Annotated in this window: 12 protein-coding genes, 12 pseudogenes and 1 riboswitch; of the genes and pseudogenes, 13 read left to right on the forward strand and 11 right to left on the reverse strand. The window is 75.6% G+C overall.

The features are described from left to right. Position 1: 1 nt before the first annotated feature. From FF86_RS63530 to FF86_RS00960, 3 genes and pseudogenes are all read right to left on the reverse strand, one after another. Positions 2–519 (reverse strand): LLM class flavin-dependent oxidoreductase (locus FF86_RS63530; protein WP_304438082.1); only part of this gene is annotated, 518 nt, incomplete at its 5' end. A gap of 1 nt (position 520) precedes the next feature. Next, positions 521–838: pseudogene (locus tag FF86_RS63535) on the reverse strand (LLM class flavin-dependent oxidoreductase); the annotation flags it as partial. A gap of 190 nt (positions 839–1,028) precedes the next feature. Continuing rightward, the gene (locus FF86_RS00960) at positions 1,029–1,523 is read right to left on the reverse strand and encodes a hypothetical protein (protein ID WP_044883156.1); all 495 of its coding nucleotides are present in this window, start codon (positions 1,521–1,523) and stop codon (positions 1,029–1,031) included. Between the two features lie 220 nt (positions 1,524–1,743). On the opposite strand from FF86_RS00960, the gene FF86_RS37525 reads away from it, so the two are divergent. The 5 genes and pseudogenes from FF86_RS37525 to FF86_RS00980 form a co-directional block, all read left to right on the forward strand. Then, positions 1,744–2,163 (forward strand): site-specific integrase (locus FF86_RS37525; protein WP_396229719.1); only part of this gene is annotated, 420 nt, incomplete at its 3' end. A gap of 1 nt (position 2,164) precedes the next feature. Then, positions 2,165–2,829 (forward strand): annotated as a pseudogene (locus FF86_RS00965) (site-specific integrase); the annotation flags it as partial. A gap of 899 nt (positions 2,830–3,728) precedes the next feature. After that, positions 3,729–4,166: hypothetical protein (locus tag FF86_RS35210; protein ID WP_206778878.1), on the forward strand; the 438-nt coding region annotated here is incomplete at its 3' end. Positions 4,167–5,774: 1,608 nt separating this feature from the next. After that, the gene (locus tag FF86_RS37530; RefSeq protein ID WP_242417983.1) at positions 5,775–6,704 is read left to right on the forward strand and encodes a WD40 repeat domain-containing protein; all 930 of its coding nucleotides are present in this window, start codon (positions 5,775–5,777) and stop codon (positions 6,702–6,704) included. Between the two features lie 124 nt (positions 6,705–6,828). Continuing rightward, positions 6,829–7,440: an AAA family ATPase gene (locus FF86_RS00980; RefSeq protein WP_044883153.1), complete on the forward strand. Its 612-nt coding sequence runs from the start codon at positions 6,829–6,831 to the stop codon at positions 7,438–7,440. A gap of 185 nt (positions 7,441–7,625) precedes the next feature. Here FF86_RS00980 and FF86_RS64685 read toward each other — a convergent pair. The 3 pseudogenes from FF86_RS64685 to FF86_RS37540 form a co-directional block, all read right to left on the reverse strand. Beyond that, positions 7,626–7,690, reverse strand: a pseudogene (locus FF86_RS64685) (formylglycine-generating enzyme family protein); the annotation flags it as partial. Position 7,691: 1 nt separating this feature from the next. Then, positions 7,692–8,155: pseudogene (locus tag FF86_RS00985) on the reverse strand (formylglycine-generating enzyme family protein); the annotation flags it as partial. Between the two features lies 1 nt (position 8,156). Then, positions 8,157–8,309, reverse strand: a pseudogene (locus FF86_RS37540) (formylglycine-generating enzyme family protein); the annotation flags it as partial. 136 nt (positions 8,310–8,445) lie between these two features. Here FF86_RS37540 and FF86_RS34575 point away from each other — a divergent pair. Continuing rightward, positions 8,446–8,652: pseudogene (locus FF86_RS34575) on the forward strand (Tn3 family transposase); the annotation flags it as partial. A 92-nt stretch (positions 8,653–8,744) separates the two neighbouring features. Here FF86_RS34575 and FF86_RS37545 read toward each other — a convergent pair. The 4 genes and pseudogenes from FF86_RS37545 to FF86_RS37565 form a co-directional block, all read right to left on the reverse strand. Continuing rightward, positions 8,745–8,990, reverse strand: a 246-nt coding sequence (locus FF86_RS37545; protein WP_242417937.1) for an N-acetyltransferase, incomplete at its 5' end; no start/stop codon positions are given. 20 nt (positions 8,991–9,010) lie between these two features. Further along, positions 9,011–9,275, reverse strand: a pseudogene (locus FF86_RS37555) (GNAT family N-acetyltransferase); the annotation flags it as partial. Between the two features lie 108 nt (positions 9,276–9,383). Next, the coding region (locus tag FF86_RS37560; RefSeq protein ID WP_242417938.1) for a methylenetetrahydrofolate reductase at positions 9,384–9,689 on the reverse strand (306 nt) is incomplete at its 5' end. A gap of 1 nt (position 9,690) precedes the next feature. Further along, a pseudogene (locus FF86_RS37565) lies at positions 9,691–10,190 on the reverse strand (methylenetetrahydrofolate reductase); the annotation flags it as partial. A 296-nt stretch (positions 10,191–10,486) separates the two neighbouring features. Between FF86_RS37565 and FF86_RS37570 the strand changes: the two are divergent. Continuing rightward, a complete protein-coding gene (locus tag FF86_RS37570; protein WP_255355672.1) occupies positions 10,487–10,807 on the forward strand; it encodes a GNAT family N-acetyltransferase in 321 nt (106 codons plus the stop codon). A gap of 14 nt (positions 10,808–10,821) precedes the next feature. Here the strand turns inward: FF86_RS37570 and FF86_RS01010 are convergent, their stop codons facing one another. Then, a complete protein-coding gene (locus FF86_RS01010; protein WP_082121594.1) occupies positions 10,822–11,673 on the reverse strand; it encodes a pentapeptide repeat-containing protein in 852 nt (283 codons plus the stop codon). A gap of 58 nt (positions 11,674–11,731) precedes the next feature. Continuing rightward, positions 11,732–11,953, forward strand: a riboswitch (cobalamin riboswitch). A gap of 148 nt (positions 11,954–12,101) precedes the next feature. On the opposite strand from FF86_RS01010, the pseudogene FF86_RS64690 reads away from it, so the two are divergent. The 6 genes and pseudogenes from FF86_RS64690 to FF86_RS01030 form a co-directional block, all read left to right on the forward strand. Beyond that, positions 12,102–12,435, forward strand: a pseudogene (locus FF86_RS64690) (protoporphyrin IX magnesium chelatase); the annotation flags it as partial. A gap of 1 nt (position 12,436) precedes the next feature. After that, positions 12,437–14,684: pseudogene (locus FF86_RS01015) on the forward strand (VWA domain-containing protein); the annotation flags it as partial. Between the two features lies 1 nt (position 14,685). Further along, the gene (gene cobO, locus FF86_RS01020) at positions 14,686–15,294 is read left to right on the forward strand and encodes a cob(I)yrinic acid a,c-diamide adenosyltransferase (RefSeq protein WP_044883147.1); all 609 of its coding nucleotides are present in this window, start codon (positions 14,686–14,688) and stop codon (positions 15,292–15,294) included. A gap of 47 nt (positions 15,295–15,341) precedes the next feature. After that, positions 15,342–15,603: pseudogene (locus FF86_RS37580) on the forward strand (cobyrinate a,c-diamide synthase); the annotation flags it as partial. A 1-nt stretch (position 15,604) separates the two neighbouring features. Continuing rightward, positions 15,605–16,725, forward strand: a pseudogene (locus FF86_RS01025) (cobyrinate a,c-diamide synthase); the annotation flags it as partial. A gap of 227 nt (positions 16,726–16,952) precedes the next feature. Continuing rightward, positions 16,953–17,462, forward strand: a complete 510-nt coding sequence (locus FF86_RS01030) for a cobalamin biosynthesis protein (protein WP_082121592.1) — start codon at positions 16,953–16,955, stop codon at positions 17,460–17,462. Positions 17,463–17,684: the final 222 nt, after the last annotated feature.

Below are 17,684 nucleotides of genomic sequence, written 5' to 3' on the forward strand. Positions count from 1 at the left end.
TTCAGCGCACGAGGGCGGCGAGGGTGTCGACCTGCGCGGGGTCGTCGGCGTAGCAGTAGAGCACCAGCTCGTCGGCGCCGAACGCGGCGTAGGCGGCGACCGTGTCGACGATCTCGGCAGGGTCGTGCAGCGGCTCGCCCCACCCCGGCCGTCCGGTGAAGGCGTAGTAGTCCGCGATGGCCCGGCGGACACGGGTGAGCGTGGCCGGCCCGCCGACGGCCACATTGACCTGGCAGACCAGCCGCGGCCGCCCGTCGCGCCCGGCGGCGGCCCACTGCTCGCCCACCGCGCGGACCAGGGGCCCGGCCCAGGCCAGCGGCGCCGCGCAGACGAAACCGTCGCCGTGGCGCGCGGCGCGGCGCAGCGCCGCCGGGGCGAACCCGCCGACGAGGATCGGCGGGCCACCCGGTGTCGCCGGGCGCGAGCCGATCGGGGCGCCGCGGTGGGGCTGCCCGGCCCAGATCGCGCGCAGCGCGACGAGCTGGTCGTCGAGGGTCCGCCCGCGGTGGTGCATCGGTGNCCCCGCCGCGGCGTGGTCGTCGGCGCGGCCGCCGATGCCGACCCCGAGGACGAACCGGCCGCCGGACATGCGGTCGACGGTGGCGACCTGCTTGGCCAGCAGCGCGGTGGCCCGCAGCGGGCCGAGCAGGACCTCGGTCTGCAGCCGGATGCTGGTGGTGGCACCGGCAAGGGTGGCCAGCGCGACGAGCGGCTCGGGATTGTCGAAGGTAAGCCGGTCGAGCAGCGCCAGGGAGTCGAAACCGGCCGCCTGCGCGCGGACGGCCCAGTCGAGCAGGCGGGCGGGGTCACTGATGGGCAGGCCGAGACCGAGGTCCATGATGATCTCCGAAAGGTGGGCAGCGGACAGCGCTGTCGCCACCTCCTCCTCACCCGGGCGAGGAGCCGGCTCCCTCTGCGACGTGGTGCGTGGAGCACGGCAAGCGGAGTTCCGCCGCCGACCGTACCCGACCCCTGCCTGGGGTGCACCCGCCCCGCCGGTCCGCTGGCCGCCGCCGCGGCGGGCGGGGTCAGCGGGCCCACGGGTCCTGCACCGGCATGGGCACGCCGTGGCGTCCCGTCATCCGGGACACGGCGAACGCGGCGATCTCCTGCAACGCGACGTCACCGAGCCGGCGGATCCCGGCGACCCCCGCGGCGACGCGCTGCTCGCAGGCGCGGGCGCCGACGTCGTCGCCGACCAGCCGGTAGGCGTCGGCGAGGTCGCGCAGCACCGTCGGATAGAACGCCGGCAGCGGCAGTGGCAACCCGCGGCGCGCCACGTAGGACTCGCGCACCTGCTCGCCGGCGTGCAGCGCCCGCAGCAGCCAGGCGAGCCGGTCGTGCTGATCGTCCTGCAGGGCCGCCATCGCCAGGGCGCAGTCGGCGCGCAGCGGCGCGTCGTCGACCGGGCTGAGCTGCCGCCACACGGCGGCGAGCAGGCCGCGGGCGGCCTGCCGCCGGCCGCCGCGGGCCAGTTCGCCGCCGCGTTCGATCTGCTCCGCGCGCGGATCCACCTGATGCACGAGCCGCCCTCCCGTCTGCGGCCGCCGTGGTGGCGGCGGCCGGCGAACGCCGACGGCGATGACGATAGGACCGACCTCCGACAGTTTTCGTCCCGTCGCGGGCGGCCCGCGCGACCGCCGCCGATCAGGTGGACCGACAGCCGGGCGACCGCCGGCGTCCGCGGCGGCGGTGGGAATTAGGGTAGGCCGCGATGACGCTTCACCGCCGGTCCGCACACCGGTGACCGGCGAGATCGCGCGGTCCACCGACGCCGACAACATCGACATCGACATCGACATCGACGCCGCCGACATCGACGTCGCCGACGCCGCACGGCCGCTGCCCGTGCCGGGCGGATCCGCCGCCGGGGGCGCCGCGCCGCTCGCGCTGCCCGCCGAGCTGGCCGCGCGCGTCGGTGACTACGCCCGCGCGTCGCGGTCGGCGTCGACGTGGCGCGCCTACGACAGCGACCTGCGCCAGTTCCGCGCCTGGTGCGCCCGCCAACCGGCCGCGCCCAGCGCGCTACCGGCGACCCCGGCCACCGTCGCCGGCTACCTGGCCACGCTCGCCGACGCCGGCTACCGGCCCTCGACGATCCGCCGCCGCCTCGCCGCGATCTCCGTGGCCCACCAGCTCGCCCACCATCCCAACCCGGCCGCCNCCCCCGAGGTCGGCGCCGTCTGGGACGGCATCCGACGCACCCGCGGGGTGCGGCCCACCCGCAAGACCGCGCTGGACACCGACCTGCTCACCCGGGTCGTGGCGGGCCTGCGCGACGACGACGTCGCCGACACCCGCGACCGGGCCCTGCTGCTCATCGGCTTCGCCGGCTGCCTGCGCCGCAGCGAACTGGTCGGCCTCGACGTCGCCGACCTGGTGGAGACACCCGACGGTCTCATCCTCACCATCCGCAGGTCCAAGACCGACCAGGAGGGCGAAGGGGCACTGGTCGGCATCGCCTACGGCTCCTACCGGCCGACCTGCCCGGTGCGGGCGTGGCGGGCCTGGGCGCAGGCGGCCGACCTGCGTGAGGGCCCGGCGTTCCGCGCGGTCAGCCGGCACGGCCACGTCGGCGCGACGAGGCTCTACCCCGGGTCGGTGGCCCGCATCGTGCAGCGCCGCGTCGCCGCCGCGGGCCTCGACCCCGCCGACTTCGCCGGGCATTCGCTGCGCTCGGGGTTCGCCACCGCCGCCGCCCGCGCCGGCGTCGCCGACCGCTCCATCATGCGCCAGGGCCGCTGGCGCTCCTCGGCGTCCCTGGACGGCTACATCCGCGCCGGGCGCCTGTTCGACCGCGACAACCCCTCCGGCCGCGTCGGGCTGTAACCGGTGGCCGGTGGCCGGCCGGGCCGGTGGCCGGCGGCCGGCGGGCAGGGACGCGCTCGTCATCGGCGCCGAGCGCGGTCGACGACGACGGCGAGCAGCACCCCCCACGTCTGCAGAAGCAGCGCCCCGGCGTCGGCCAGCCCGACCGTCAGCAGTCCGACCGCGACGGTGCACGCCACGGCGAGCATCGCCGCGGCGCGCCACGCCGAACCGCCGGTGGCACTCGTGGTCGGTCCGCGCCGCCGGTCACCGTCGGTGCGACGGCCGGCGGGACGCCGTGGACGTGGCGGGACGCCTGCGGCCCTGCGGCGGCGCGTAGCCGCCGGCCGGCGAGCGTCCCCCCGCCTGGTCCGGCCGCATCCCCGCCGGCGGTGGGCGGCCCCGCAGCGCCGGGGATGGCGGGGATGGCTGTCGCTGCGGGCCAGCGGTGCGCGCGGTCGGCCCGGTCGGCGACGGGGCGGCAGGCAGCGGCGACGACGCATCGGCACTCCTGGAGAAAAGGGGGATCGCCGCGGTCGGTGGCCGGCCCGGGAAGACCCGGACACCGACACGGACGATCCTGTGGACGACATCATCGGTAACGATTCGGGCTGTGCGTACCCTTCTTAGCGAGCGGCAGGAATGCATGACAAGCTGCCGCATCCGCGATCGGGGTGGACCGTCGAGCCGTCGAATGCGACAGAAATGTTGCATCGGTCCCGCGCCGGCCTTCCGCCACGCCCGCGGACCTCGATATGGCACTCCGTGCCATATCACAGCCCCGAAATATTGTGCCCGAGATCTCACAGAGAGCGATGAACGCGATGGTGGGTGCGCAGCAGCGAGAACCGGTTCCNCACAGGAACCACCATGTCACAGCATTGCTCGCCGAGCGATACGCACAGTATCTTCATCACAGAGTGTTACTGGACGAGATCGCCAGGTACCTTCGACCAGACGAACCAACAGACAAACAACGAAATCTTGCGGCTAAAATTGGACGTTTCTTTCGGAACGGCTCGGGCGCCGCATCGGAGCGCTGGTCCTACCTTCAGTCGGAGATACTGCTCGGCTTTCCCCCGGCGGAGCGGCCGGCCCGGATCCTCGCCTGCGCGGCGCTGTACCGGCGGGCTTTTCCCGACGCGACGGACTGCCCGTACTCCGGCACGGAGACAAAGGACGAGTCCCTTGCGGACTATGCCCGGCGCAACGTCGAGGACTCGTTGCGACTCCTGGGGCAGCTCGCCACTCCCGAGGACCTGTCGGACGACGACGTGCGCTTCGTGGCCGACCGACTCGTCCCACTGCTCGACGTCGGCAGCCTGTTCAACCCATGCCGCCGGCTGGCGTCCTTTCTGNGCGCCCAGGCACGCGAGCCGCTCAGCCCGCAGGAGCTCCAGGCCATCACCCAGTGCGATACGCACATCGCGCAGGTCGACCGGGAGCTCGCCGCCGCCGGGTCGCCGCACCTCGTCGCCGGTCTGCGCGGCTACATCTTCGACCACCGCAGCGACCACCGGCAGATGCTCGCCCCCGCAGGCGGCCCGACCACCCCCCAGCAACCGGCGTCGAGACGCCCACCGCCCTCGCCTCACCGGACGGCCCGCCGCGCTCGGCCCCCACNGACGCCGCACCCACCGACGGTCCGGGCGACCCCCCGGCTGCGCCAGGCCGACGGCTGCGGACCTCGCCACCGAGGGCCCGGTCCAAGGACCTTCCCCCGGCCGCCACGGACCTGCACGGCGCCGCGGCGGCGCACCTGCGGCAGGCACCCGACGACACAGCACCGCCCGGCACCGGCCTGCCCTCGCGCGACGCGGAGCCGTCCGCATGATCCGCCGACGACGGGCGAGTACCCTGACCCGCTCGACCGCCCGAGCCGGTCAGCGCCGGCGAGGACGGCCGGACAGGTGGTGGCGAAACGGCGAGCGGACGGGCGGGCACGCGGGTCGGCACGCTGATCGCCCACCCCGCCCGCCGCCGCGGCCACCATGGTCGGGTTCTCGTCCGGGCAGGGGCGTGGCAGGCTGCCAGGTGTGAGTATGGGTGGCGCCGCGGCGGAACCGGGTTCCGGCACGGGCGCGGACGCCGCCGCGGCGGGCGGACGGGCCGGCCCCGGCGAGCTGGGCGGTCCGCCCGGCGGTGAGGGGCGCACGGTGCCGGCAGGGCCGTCGTGGGACATCATCGTCTCCCACAGCGTCGCCGAGCCGGACGCCGCCTGGGCACGCTGGTTGTGCTGGCAGCTCGCCCACGCCGGCTACCGGGTGCTCAGCCACCCCCTGGTCGACAGCGCCCCGCCCGCCGNGGCGGCGCCGGTCGATCTCGATCGCCATCTCACGCTCGGCGGAGAGATCCTCGTCATCTGGTCAGCGGCCTACCGGGCGCAGACGGCCCGGTCGGTCGCCGCCGGGACGCCGGCCAGGGCGACGGTGGCGGGCAATGCGGCGATGCCGGGCATGGCGGCGGTGGCGGACAAGGCGACGATGGCGGGGGCGCCTCCGACGACGCGTCCCGGGCGCGACGCCGGCCCGCCGCGGACCGCCGGGGTCGGCGCGGGGGGCGGCGGGCGGATCATCCTGGTGCGGATCGAGGACTGCTCGCGGCCCGCGCCGTTCGCCGGCCTGCTCGCCTTCGACCTGTTCGGCCTGGATGCGACGCTGGCGCGCGACTGGCTGCTGCGCCAGGTCACCGTCGTCGCCCCCCGGCCCGCGACCGACCTCACCCCGCCGCCGTTTCCCCCCACCTCGTTCGCCGGCACCGACACCGGCGCCGACGGCCAGCCGAGCCCATGCCCCGGCGACGCCGGCGGACACCGTCCGCCCGGCCCACCGGCGCGCGGCGGCACCGCGGGCGCCAGCGCCGGCGCGACGTTCACCGGCGCCGGCGTCCGACGCGAGCGCGGCGCCGCCCGCGACCTGGCCGCCGCCCGCCGCCTGGCCGTCCTGCCCGAGGAACGCGGCCATCCGATGAGCGTCAGCTTCAGCCCGACCGCGGCACTGCTCGCCACCGGCGGCACCGACACCACCGTCCGGCTGTGGCAGGCGGCGTTCCCCGACCCTCCACGGCTGGTCGCCACCGTCGGCTACGGTCGGCGGATCAACCAGGAGTGGGCGCGGGCGGTGACGTTCAGCCCGGACGGGCGCATCCTCGCCGCCGCCGGCGACGCGGGTACCACCGTGCTGTGGCAGGTCGCCGACCCGGCCCGCCCGGTGCCGCTGATGACGCTGACCGGCCATCGCGGCTACCTGCACGACCTCGGGTTCAGCCCCGGCGGCACCCTGCTGGCCACCGCCGGCGACGACCGGGCGGTGCTGCTGTGGGACCTCGCCGAGCCGGGGGTGCCGCGGCGCGCGGCGATCCTCGCCGGGCATCGCAGCGCCGTGCGGGCGGTGGCCTTCAGCCCCGACGGCACCCTGCTGGCCACCGGCGCCGAGGACCGCACGGTCACCCTGTGGGATCTCGCCGACCCGACCCACCCGAGCGCCACCGTGACGCTGTCCGGCGCCCGCGGGGCCGTGTTCAGCGTGGCGTTCAGCCCCGACGGCGACCTGCTCGCCGTGGCCGGCAAGGACCGCACCGTGCGGGTCTACTCGGTGGCCGACCCCACCACCGAGACCGTCCTGGTCGAGATCGCCGACCATCGCCGCGCCGTGCAGGCCGTCGCCTTCAGCCCCGACGGCACCCTGCTGGCCACCGCCAGTGCCGACCGCACCGCGACGGTGCGCGACATCACCGACCCCGAACGTCCCGGCCCCGGCCACCGCCTGCCCGCCCACGCCGGCCCCGTCCAGGACGTCGCCTTCGCCCCCGACAGCCGCCTGCTGGCCACCGCCGGCGCCGACCGCCGCACCGTCCTGTGGGACCTCTTCCCGTCCCCACCCGCCGACGCCCGCTGACCCGCCGACCCCGCGTTCCGCCCGACACCGACGCTCCGTTCGAACCCGACGCTCCGTTCGAACCCGACGTCTGGTCCCGCTTCCGGCGGCCACGGTCGCCCACGACAGCCGATACGATCATCGGATGCGGCGGCGACGACGTCCCCCGGTCATCGCGTTACTCGGCGTCGACGGGGTGGGCAAGACCACCCAGGCGCGGCTGCTCGCCCGCACCCTGACCGCCGCCGGGCAGCCGGCCAGCTATTTCGAAAACGGCGGCGGCCGGCCGCTGCTCGATCCGCTCGCCCGCAGGCTGGGCCGCCGTGACGGCCCGAACCTGCTCGGCCCGCGCGTCCACGTCGCCGTCGAGGCGACGTTCCGCGGCCTGGCGATCACCCGCGCGCTGGCGCTGTCCCGGCTCACCGGCCGCATCGCGGTCATGGACCGCTACACCTACTGCCAGTACGCGGTCATGCGGCTACGCGGCGACGGCGACGGCCGGCGGGTGCGCGCCGCCTACCGCCGATTCCCGACCCCCGACCTGGTGGTGCTGTTCACCGTCCCGGCGGCGCTCGCCCAGGAGCGAGTCGAACACCGCGGCCGCGACCACGAGGACCTCGACCGGCTGACCGCCTTCGCCCAGGCCTACCGCGACCTGCCCGAGGCCGCCGCGTTCCACGAACTGCCCGCCTCCGGCACCACCGACGAGGTACACGCCGCCCTGTACCCGCTCGTCACCGCCGCGCTGAACCGCTGACCGCGCAGGGCGCCGCACGGGCGTCGGGATCCGCATCCGCCCGCCTGGAAATGATGCTGTTCCGCGGAACACCAAGATCGTCTACGCGTCGCGGGTCACGGCCGGCGCCAACCGAAAGTGACCATGGCCGTGAGGTTCGCACCCTGCCGTGGCCCGGCGCATCCNATTTTCCGCCGGCGATCCGATCATCCGGTGACGGAACGCGCGACGCGCAGGCCCACGTCGTCGAGGCGCACCGTCGGATGGCTGCNGCGGCGCACCGAGGCCCGGCAGCTCCACTCCTCGTCGAACCACCCGCCGCCGCGCAGCACCCGGTAGGTGCCGTAGACCTCGGCGTCGTAGACGTCCCAGCACCATTCCCACACATTGCCCAGCATGTCGTGCAGGCCCCACGCGTTGGCCACCCGGCCGCCCACGTCCTGGGGCCGCCCGCCCGCGTTGGCGCGATACCAGGCGATGTCGTCGAGCCGGCCGTAGCGGGGCCCCGTTGTGCCGGCACGGCAGGCGTGTTCCCACTCCGCCTCGGTCGGCAGCCGGTATCCGTCGGCCCCGGCATCCCACGCGATCACGTCGCCGTCGCCGTCGCCGTCAGGCAACCGGTACGCCGGTGTCAACCTCTCGTGCCGGGACAGGGCGTTGCAGAATCGGACAGCGTCCCACCAGCTGATGCCCTCGACGGGCAGCCCGTCGCCGTGGATACTGCTCGGCCGCTGGCNGGTGATCCGCGTGTACTGCTCCTGGGTGACGGGGAAGGCCGCCAGCCAGTAGGGGGCGAGCTCCACTGACCAGCGGCACTGGGTGCGCCGGTCCGACAGGGTCACCTGCCCGGGCGGGACGGCTCGCATCGCGGGGGACGCGTCTGGCTGCATCGGATGATGATCTCACCGCCGGCAGCCGGTGGTGAGGTGCCCGCGAGCTGTTCCATCGGGGGCGCCGCCGGCGGTGGGGTGCGGTTCCGCGGAACCGTGATGGGTCGGGGCCGAGGCCGGCGCGCCGCTCAGGGTCATGACCGGCAGCGATCATCGCCGTCGTTGCCGCGGCCGCCGCGGGGCATCCGGGCCGGATCGTTCCGTTATCTCCGACACCTACATCGCGCTGTTCAGCCGGTTCATCCCCTGCGGGGTGTGGGAGACGGTCCACATCATCGACGGCCTGCTGCACAACGAGTCCGAGGTGACACCGGATGTGGTGCATGCGGATACCCAGGGCCAGATCACCGGCGTGGTCAACCAGCTCGTTACCGAAGGCCAGGTGGTCGACCCCGACGACCTGGCCACCATCTCCCTTACATTCTGATCCGGATACTATGATTCCGGCGTTTCCGCCGACCACTCGGTCGGGCGAACGAAGTGCAGAATCTCTTCTCCTTTTTCTAGCCGCAGTCTGCGTCCGCTGGGAACGAAGCCGACCCGACGATAGAGCCGCTGCGCCCGGTCATTGCCGGCTCCGGTCCACAGCTGAAGCCATGCAAAGCCGCGGAGACAGGCCTGGTCCGCGAGGTGTCCGATCAGCAGCTCACCCACCCGTCGCCCCCAGTGGTCGGGGTGGACNAAGACCATCGAAACGTGGNACAACCCGTCCAGCTTCGGTCCCTGGCCGTCCTGAGCGCGGCCTGGTTCCGCCAAAACCATGCCGAGAACTGTCGTGCCTGCCACGGCGATGAGGAGGAGACCATCGGGGGCGGCAAGCTTGGCCCGCACTCTGGCGACCCGCTGAGGGCCGGGAGGTTGTCCGCGGGCAGTATTGGCTTCCTGCCAGACACCCAGGGCGGCAGGAAGATCGTCGCCGCGCGCGAGACGGATCTCCACCGGCGCTGGGTCCAGTACAGGTTCCATGGTCCGATGATCGCCCGCTACCGCTCCCTGACCGCTTTCAGCGGGGGGGGGATTACGGCCGCGCTCTCCGGCAGGGGTACCAAGATCTGCGAGAAACGGCCCGGGGGGTTAGAGAAGGTCCTCAAGTCGGGTGGCGACCTGGCGGTAGCGGCTGACCGGAACGAGGTGCACACCGGCGAAGGCGCCGCTGTCGCGCAGCCGTAGTACCTGGTCGCAGGCCGCTTCGACCCCGGCCACCTGGTCCCGTTCGACCGCGTGGACGAGGTCGTCGGGGATGTCGATGTCGGGGATGGTCGCGGCGAGGCGGCGGGCCATCCCGGCGCTCGCGAGGACCATCACGCCGGCGTAGACCGGCAGTGCGACCGGATGGGCGTCGCGCCAGCGCAGCAAGGCGTCGACCGAGTAGCTGACCTGNACGAACAGGAAGTCGGCCGCTCGTTTCCATGCGGGCAGTGGACGTAGGCCGGCCGCGGCGCCGACCCGGAACGCCGGCGAGTCCGCGAAGGCCGGATCCTCGCTGGCCGCGCGGGCCTCGTCCATCATCGCGCGCACGGTCAGGTCGCTGGTCCGGTTCCCGGCGGTGGGTTTGTCGCCGTGGACGAACAGGAACTCCTCGACGCCGTAGGCCGCGGCGGTGAGCAGGTCGCGGCGGAAGCCGAGCAGGTTACGGTCGCGGGAGTTCACGCAGGCGATGCTGCGTCCCCCCATGGTCTGCACCTCGTGGGCGACGGCGATGCTCGACACCGTCGCGCGTCCGATGTGGTTGTCGGGGATCAGGAACGCATCGGTGACGGGGCTCAGGACGCCGATCTGGTGGCGGGCGTGGGTCAGGTCCGGCCGGGTCGGCGGCTCGATCTCGCAGATCAGCTCGAAGCCGCGCGCCGGACGTTCGTGACCCGCCATGGATTCCTGCATCCGGACAGGATAGGACGCCACGATCCACCCGCCGGCGTTGGCGCGCTACCAGGCGATGTCGTCGAGCCCGGCAGCGGCGGGGGCCACCCGGCGACACAATGACGGATGTGATCAGCTCTTCGGACGGTCCGGTGAACCCGCCCTGGCAGCGGTTGGAGGCCGAGGGGTGGAGGCTGTCGGACGATCCCGCACGCCTGGACCGTCACCAGGTGTGGAGATGGTTGTCGCTGGAGTCCGCCTGGTCGNGTGGCCGCAGCCAGGCGGCGGTGAACACCTCGCTCGACCAGTCCCTCACCGTGGGCGTCTACGACCCGGCCGGTCGGCAGCGGGGAGTCGCCCGGTGCGTGACCGACCGGGTGGCCGTCGCCTTCATCGACGACGTCCACGTCGATGCGGACCATCGCGGTAAAGGGGTCGGGCGCTGGCTGGTCTGCGGGCTGCTGCGGCATCCACAGGTGCGCGACATCCCGCAGTTCACGCTGGTGACCGACGAGGCGCACGCCCACTACGCCGCAAGCGGCTTCACGTCCCTGGCGAAGATCGAGCGGTGGATGCAGTGGCGACGCGACACCGGTTCTGCGTACACGCCCGATCCCTGGCCCCGATCCGCCGGCTGAGCCGTCGGGCGCCTTCACGGGGATGGCGCCCAGTGGGCGGGGCGGGCGAGTGCCGCGGGCAGGACGGTGGCCTCGTCGCCGCGGGCGGCGTCGAGCTGGGCCTGCACGACGAACAGCGCCCCGCGCAGGTCCGCGCCACTCACCTCGGCGCCGCGGAGGTCCGCTCCGCGCAGGTCGGCGCCTCTCAGGTCGGCGCCGCGCAGGTTCGCTTCGATCAGCAGCCGACCGGTCAGCTCCGCGCCCCGCAGGTCAGCGCCGGCCAGCCGGGCTCCGACCAGGTCGACGCCCAGGGCGCGTAGCCGTCCCTGCCCGCCGGCGGCGGGGGTGAGCCCGGCACGCAGCAGGGCGCTGGCGCGGGTGAGCAGGCCGTGGACGGCGCGGCGATGGGCGGGCACGTCCACGGCGAGCAGAGTGTCGGCGTCGGCGCCGGTCAGGGTGACGGTCGCCGCCGCGGTGGCATCCACCTCGGCGAGCAGGCCGGCGCGGAGAGCGGGGGCCTGCTCGCCGGCGGTGAGCAGGCCGTGGGCCTCGGCGAGGTGGTGCAGGGACTCGTGCAGGGTGCGCATGACCGCGAAGGTGTCGAACATCCGGGTGGCGTCGCCGGGGTGGGTGCGCCAGTCGCGGCCGGCGAAGGTGACCTGGCTGACCTGCTGGCCGGCGCCGAAGCAGTCGAACACCGCGCAGCCGCGGAACCCGCGGGGGCGCAGCTCGTCGTGCACGGAGCAGCCGTGGCGGGCGTTCAGGTGCCGGCATGGCGTCCCCGGGGGCTTGCTGATCGGGAAGTCCGCCGAGGCGGTGAAGCCCGGGGCGACGCAGCACAGCGCGAAGCAGTGTGAGCAGTCCGCGCGCAGCGGCGGGTCGGTCACCGCGGGGGCCTCCTCGACGTCGGCGGATATGTCATGCTGGCGAACGCGACAGCTTCGGGAGGAAGCCGGTGTGAATCCGGCGCGGTCCCGCCACTGTCACCGGGAAGTGCGTCTTCCCGGGTGGATCCACCGGCGCGACGCGGCGCAGGAGGGCACATCCGGTGATCGTCGCGCCCGGGCTGGGAGCGGACTTCCCGGCACCGGGTGGGACGACGGGTCACGGCCGCGGCAGGCGGCTGGAAGGCCGAAGGCGCGCGTCGACCCGGGAGCCAGGATACTCCGGCCGTCGCAGGGTGATCACCAAGGGCGAGGACCCTCCGGGAGGACATCAGCATGCCTGCAACACCGTCCCATCGGACGCCCCATCGGCGCGATCGGCCGCATCGGCACGATCGGCACGATCGGCACGTGGTCGCGGCGGCGCGGCGGTGGTGAACTTCCCGCTGTCCGCCGTCGTCGGCGCCGACGACCTGCGCCTGGCGCTGCTACTCAACGCGGTCAGTCCGACGCTCGGCGGCGTGCTGGTGCGCGGCGAGAAGGGCACCGCCAAGTCCACCGCCGTGCGGGGGCTGGCGGCGCTGCTGCCCGGCGTCGACGTGGTCGTCGGCTGCCGGTTCGCCTGCGCGCCGAGCGCGCCGAACCCGGACTGCCCCGACGGCCCGCATCCCGACGGCGCGGCGCAGGCCACCCGGGCGGCGCGGCTCGTCGAGCTGCCCGTCGGCGCCTCCGAGGACCGGGTCACCGGGTCGGTCGACCTCGACCNGGCGCTCGCCGAGGGGATCAGCGTGCTGCGCCCGGGGCTGCTGGCCGCCGCCCACCGCGGGGTGCTCTACGTCGACGAGGTCAACCTGCTCGGTGATCATCTCGTCGATCTGCTCCTCGACGCCGCCGCGCTCGGCGTCGCCCACGTCGAACGCGACGGGGTCTCCGTGCGCCATCCGGCGTCGTTCCTGCTGGTCGGGACCATGAACCCGGAGGAGGGGGAGCTGCGCCCGCAGCTGCTCGACCGGTTCGGGCTGACCGTGCAGGTCGCCGCCAGCCGCGACCCGCAGCTACGCGCGCAGGTCGTGCGCCGCCGGCTGGCCTTCGAAGCCGACCCGGACGGGTTCGCTGCCGCCTGGGCGCCGGCCGAAGCGGCCCTCGCCGCCCACGTCACCGCCGCCCGCGCCCGCCTGGCCACCGTCACGCTGACCGACGCGGCACTACGTGCGGTGAGCACCGTGTGCGCCGGGGTCGACGTCGACGGAATGCGCGCGGACGTCGTCCTGGCGAAGACGGCGATGGCGCTGGCCGCCTGGTCCGGGCACGGCACGGTCCGCGCCGCGGACATCCGCGCCGGCGCGCGCCTGGCCCTGCCGCACCGGCGCCGCCGCGGCCCGTTCGACGCCCCCGACCTCGACGACGCCGCCCTCGACGCCGCCCTCGACGCCGCCCTCGCCGGCCTCGACGCCACCGCCGACGCCGAACTCGCCGACACCGCCCTCGCCGACACCGCACTCGCCGACGCGGCGGCCGACCCCGACCGTGCGGCGCACGGCGACGCCGACGGCACGGACGGCGAGGGCGCACGCTCGCGGCGGGACACCGCCGGCGACACCCACGGCGGCCGCGGCGTCGACAGCAGCGGCCCGGACGGCCGCGGCCCGAGCCCGGACGACGACCCCGATGGCAACGACCCCGACGGCGGCCCGGACGGCCCCGGCGGCGGCGCGTCACACGGCGACGACCACATCGGCCCCGGCGGCCCCTTCGGCGCTGGCAGCGGGCTGCACGGGCGGTCGCCGGCGGACGGCGGCGACCCGGCGGCCGACCCGGGCGCGCAGCCGGGCGCCGACGATCCGCGGCTGCCCGCGACGGCCGGCAGGACCCACCGCGGCCCCGCCGGCCCCGGACCTGGCAGCGCGGCGCGCGGGCACCGGGCGGGCGGGGGACATCTCACCCTCCCACCGGCACCGTTCCCCCCGTTCACCGCGAGCACCCCGGGATCGGGTCACGCCGGCGGCCCACCCGACCCGGCCGCCGCCGGGGTCGGAGTCGCCGGGGCGCCCGGGGCGGCGTTTCGACCCCGGCTGCTCGCCGTCGCCGGCCTGGGCACCGCCGCCGGTGCCGCCGGGCGCCGCTCCCTGGCCCGCGGCAGCCGCGGGGCGGTGGTCACCACCGCCGCCGACGCCCCCGGGCTGCACCTGCCCGCCACCCTGCTGGCCGCCGCCCCCCACCAGCACGCCCGCGGCCGGCACGGGCCCGCCCCGATCCTGCTGCCCGCCGACCGGCGCGGCGCGGTGCGGGTGGGCCGCGAGGGCAACCTGGTGCTGTTCGTCGTCGACGCCAGCGGGTCGATGGCCGCCCAGGCCCGGATGACCCTGGTCACCACCGCCGTGCTCGCCCTGCTCACCGACGCCTACCAGCGCCGCGACCGCATCGGCATGATCACCTTTCGGGGGTCGAGCGCCGAGGTGGTGCTCGCCCCCACCGCCAGCGTCGAGGTCGGCGCCGCCCGGCTGCGCGCGCTGCCGACCGGCGGGCGCACCCCGCTGGCCGCCGGGCTCACCCGCGCCGGGCAGGTCCTGCGCGCCGAACGGCGCCGCGACCCGGCCCGGCGCGCCCTGCTCGTCGTCGTCACCGACGGGCGCGCCACCGCCGGCGCCGACCCGCTGCCAGTGGCCCGCGCCCTGGTCCGCGCCGCCGGTGGCGCGGGCGGACCGGCCACCAGTCGGCCCCGCGGCGGGCGCGGCCCGGGGGGCACCGCGGGCCGCGGCGGGCTGGCCAGCGTCGTCGTCGACTGCGAGAGCGGCTTCCTGCGCCTGGGGCTGGCCGGCCGGCTCGCCCACGCCCTCGACGGGATCACGATCCCCCTCGACGCCCTGCCGCTGCTGACCCCACCGCCGACGACCCCACCGCCGACGACCCCACCGCCGACGACCCGGCCGACGCCGCCGACGGCACCGACGCCGCCGACGGCACCGGCACCGCCGGCACCGCGCCCACGCCCGCGCGCCAGAAAGGCGGCCTGAGATGGCGCCGCAGGGGCAGCCGGCCAGCGTCCCCGACGACGGACTGACCACCCGCGAACGCCGCGACCGGCCGCTGCTGATCGTGCACACCGGCGACGGCAAGGGGAAGTCGACCGCCGCGTTCGGCCTGGCGTTGCGCGCCTGGTCGCAGGGCTGGCCGGTCGGGGTGTTCCAGTTCGTCAAGTCCGCCAAGTGGCGCATCGGCGAGGAACGCGCCCTGCGGGTGCTCGCCGACTCCGGCGCGGGCGGCACCGTCGACTGGCACAAGATGGGCTCCGGGTGGAGCTGGGTACGTGACCGCGTCGATCCCGACGGCGATCCCGCGGCCGCGGCCGCGGAAGGCTGGGCGCAGATCCGCCGCGACCTGGCCGCGCAGACCTACCGGCTCTACGTGCTCGACGAGCTGACCTACCCGCTGCGCTGGGGCTGGCTCGACGTCGCCGAGGTCGTCGAGACCCTGCGCACCCGCCCGGGCCGCCAGCACGTCGTCGTCACCGGCCGGCGCGCCCCGCAGGAGCTGCTCGACGCCGCCGACCTCGTCACCGAGATGACGAAGATCCGTCATCCGATGGACGCCGGGCAGAAGGGGCAGCGGGGGATCGAATGGTAAGCGCGTGGTGAGCGCGCCGCTCGCGCTGCCCCGCCTCGTGCTGGCCNCCCCGACCAGCGGCGCCGGCAAGACGACGGTGACCACCGGGCTGATGGCCGCGCTGCGCGCCCGCGGGCTGCGCGTCTCCCCGCACAAGGTCGGCCCCGACTACATCGACCCCGGCTACCACGCGCTGGCCACCGGCCGCCCCGGACGCAACCTGGACGCGGTGCTGTGCGGCCCGGCGCGCCTGGCCCCGCTGTTCGCCCACGGCGCGCGCGGTGCCGACGTCGCCGTCGTCGAGGGCGTGATGGGCCTGTTCGACGGGGTNGCCCGCCCGCAGCCCGGCGAGGCCGCCGACCACGCCTCCACCGCGCATGTCGCCCGGCTGCTCGACGCTCCGGTCATCCTCGTCGTCGACGTCTCCGGCGCGGCCCGGTCCATCGCCGCGCTCGTCGCCGGGTTCCGGTCGTTCGACCGGCGCATCCACCTGGCCGGGGTGATCCTCAACCGGGTCGGCTCGCCGCGCCACCGCGAGCTGCTCACCGAGGCGCTGGGCGGCATCGGGGTGGCGGTGTTCGGCGCGGTCCCCCGCGAGCAGTCCGTGCACACCCCGTCGCGTCACCTGGGCCTGGTGCCCGCCGCCGAACGCCGCCCGGCCGCGCTCGACGCCGTCGACCGCCTCGGCGCGCTCGTCGCCGCCTCCTGCGACCTCGACGGTCTGCTGCGCGTCGCCCGCGCCGCCCCGCCGCTGCGCACCGAGGCCTGGGACCCGGCTGCGGCGCTGGCCACCGTGGGAGGCACGGCGGCGGGCCGGCCGCCGCGGATCGCCGTCGCCGGTGGGGCGGCGTTCACCTTCGGCTACGCCGAGCACGTCGAGCTGCTCACCGCCGCCGGCGCGGACGTCGTCGCCGTCGACCCGCTGCGCGACGACACGCTGCCCGCCGGCACCGACGCGCTGATCATCGGCGGGGGCTTCCCCGAGGAACACGTCGGCGCGCTCACCGCCAACACCCGGCTACGCGGCGAGATCGCCGCGTTCGCCGCCCGCGGCGCGCCCGTCGCCGCCGAGTGCGCCGGCCTGCTGTACCTGGCCCGCAGCCTCGACGGCGCGCCGATGTGCGCCGTCCTCGACGTCGCCGCGGTGATGGGCCCGCGGCTCACCCTCGGCTACCGCCGGGCGGTCGCCGCCACGCCCAGCCCGCTGGCGCCGGCCGGCAGCGTCCTGGCCGCCCACGAGTTCCACCGCACTGTCCTGCTTGCCCCGCCTGCCGGCGGCCCCCCGGCCGCCTGGTGGCTGCCCGTCGTCGACCCGGCGCCCACCGCCCCTGCCGGCGCGACGCTACCACCCGCGCCGCCCCCCGGGTCGCCGCGCCTGGGTGGCGCGCCCCCGGTGACGGGACCGGCCGAGGCGCCGTCGCGCTGGCTGGCCGAGGGCTTCGTCCACCGCCGNGTGCACGCCTCCTACCTGCACCTGCACTGGGCCGGCCGACCCCAGATCGCCACCGGCCTGATTGCCGCCGCGCGCGCATACCGCCGCGACAATGCCGCCGACACCCGCCACCCCGACCCGCCCTCCCACCCCGGCATCCCCGACACCCACGGCAGTCACGGCATTCCCGGCATTCCCGGCATTCCCGGCAGCGACGGCCGCCGGCCCGGCGCGGCCTGACCCTCCGATGGCAACCGCCCGGACCGCAGCCGACCTGGTCGTCGGCGTCGGCGCGCGCCCCGGGGTCGACGCGGCGGAGATCCTCGCGCTCATCGACGCGGCGCTGCGCGAACTCGGCGTGCCGGCGGGCGCCGTGCGCCTGCTGGCCACCGTCGCCGCCCGCCGCGACGAGGCGGGCATCGTCGCCGCCGCCGACCACCATCGCTGGCCCGTCGCGGGATACCCCCCGCACCGCCTGGCCACGGTCGACGTCCCCCACCCCAGCGCCGCCGCGCGCGCCGCACTCGGCACACCGAGCGTCGCCGAGGCGGCCTGCCTGCTTCCCCTCGACCCGGATCTCGACCCGGCCGCGCCACGACCGGTCCTGCTGCTCCCCAAACGCACCGGCCGGCGCGCCACGATCGCCGTCGCCCGCCACAGCCCGCACCGCGCGCACACATCCGGGTGGCCAGGTCAGGCGCCACGGAGGACAACCTCGTCGAGGTCAGGAGTCAGCGGCTCGGTTCCACGCCCGTGATCATGGATCTGGTGCACAGTTACCGGATGGTTCGTCTTGCGTTCGCCTCGGGTGCGGTGCTCGTCTCCTGTGTGGTGACGGCGTCCTGTTCGTCGGCGTCGGGTGCGGCGGCGCCCCGGCCGGTGCCGCCNTGCTCCCTGCTGCACGCTCCGGAGGTTCGGGCCGCGATCGAGGCGTCCTGGAGTCCGGGTCGCCAGGGGGCCTCCGAGGGAGACACCGATG

Origin of the sequence: Frankia sp. CpI1-P (assembly GCF_001421075.1) — a bacterium.
GTDB classification, from domain to species: domain Bacteria; phylum Actinomycetota; class Actinomycetes; order Frankiales; family Frankiaceae; genus Frankia; species Frankia torreyi.

What these genes read in the sequence shown, in the direction of transcription:
- FF86_RS37530 (WP_242417983.1), top strand. Translation starts at nt 5,775, where the DNA reads ATGAGCGTCAGCTTCAGCCCGACCGCGGCACTGCTCGCCACCGGCGGC.
- FF86_RS00980 (WP_044883153.1), top strand. Translation starts at nt 6,829, where the DNA reads ATGCGGCGGCGACGACGTCCCCCGGTCATCGCGTTACTCGGCGTCGAC.
- cobO (WP_044883147.1), top strand. Translation starts at nt 14,686, where the DNA reads ATGGCGCCGCAGGGGCAGCCGGCCAGCGTCCCCGACGACGGACTGACC.
- FF86_RS01030 (WP_082121592.1), top strand. Translation starts at nt 16,953, where the DNA reads ATGGCAACCGCCCGGACCGCAGCCGACCTGGTCGTCGGCGTCGGCGCG.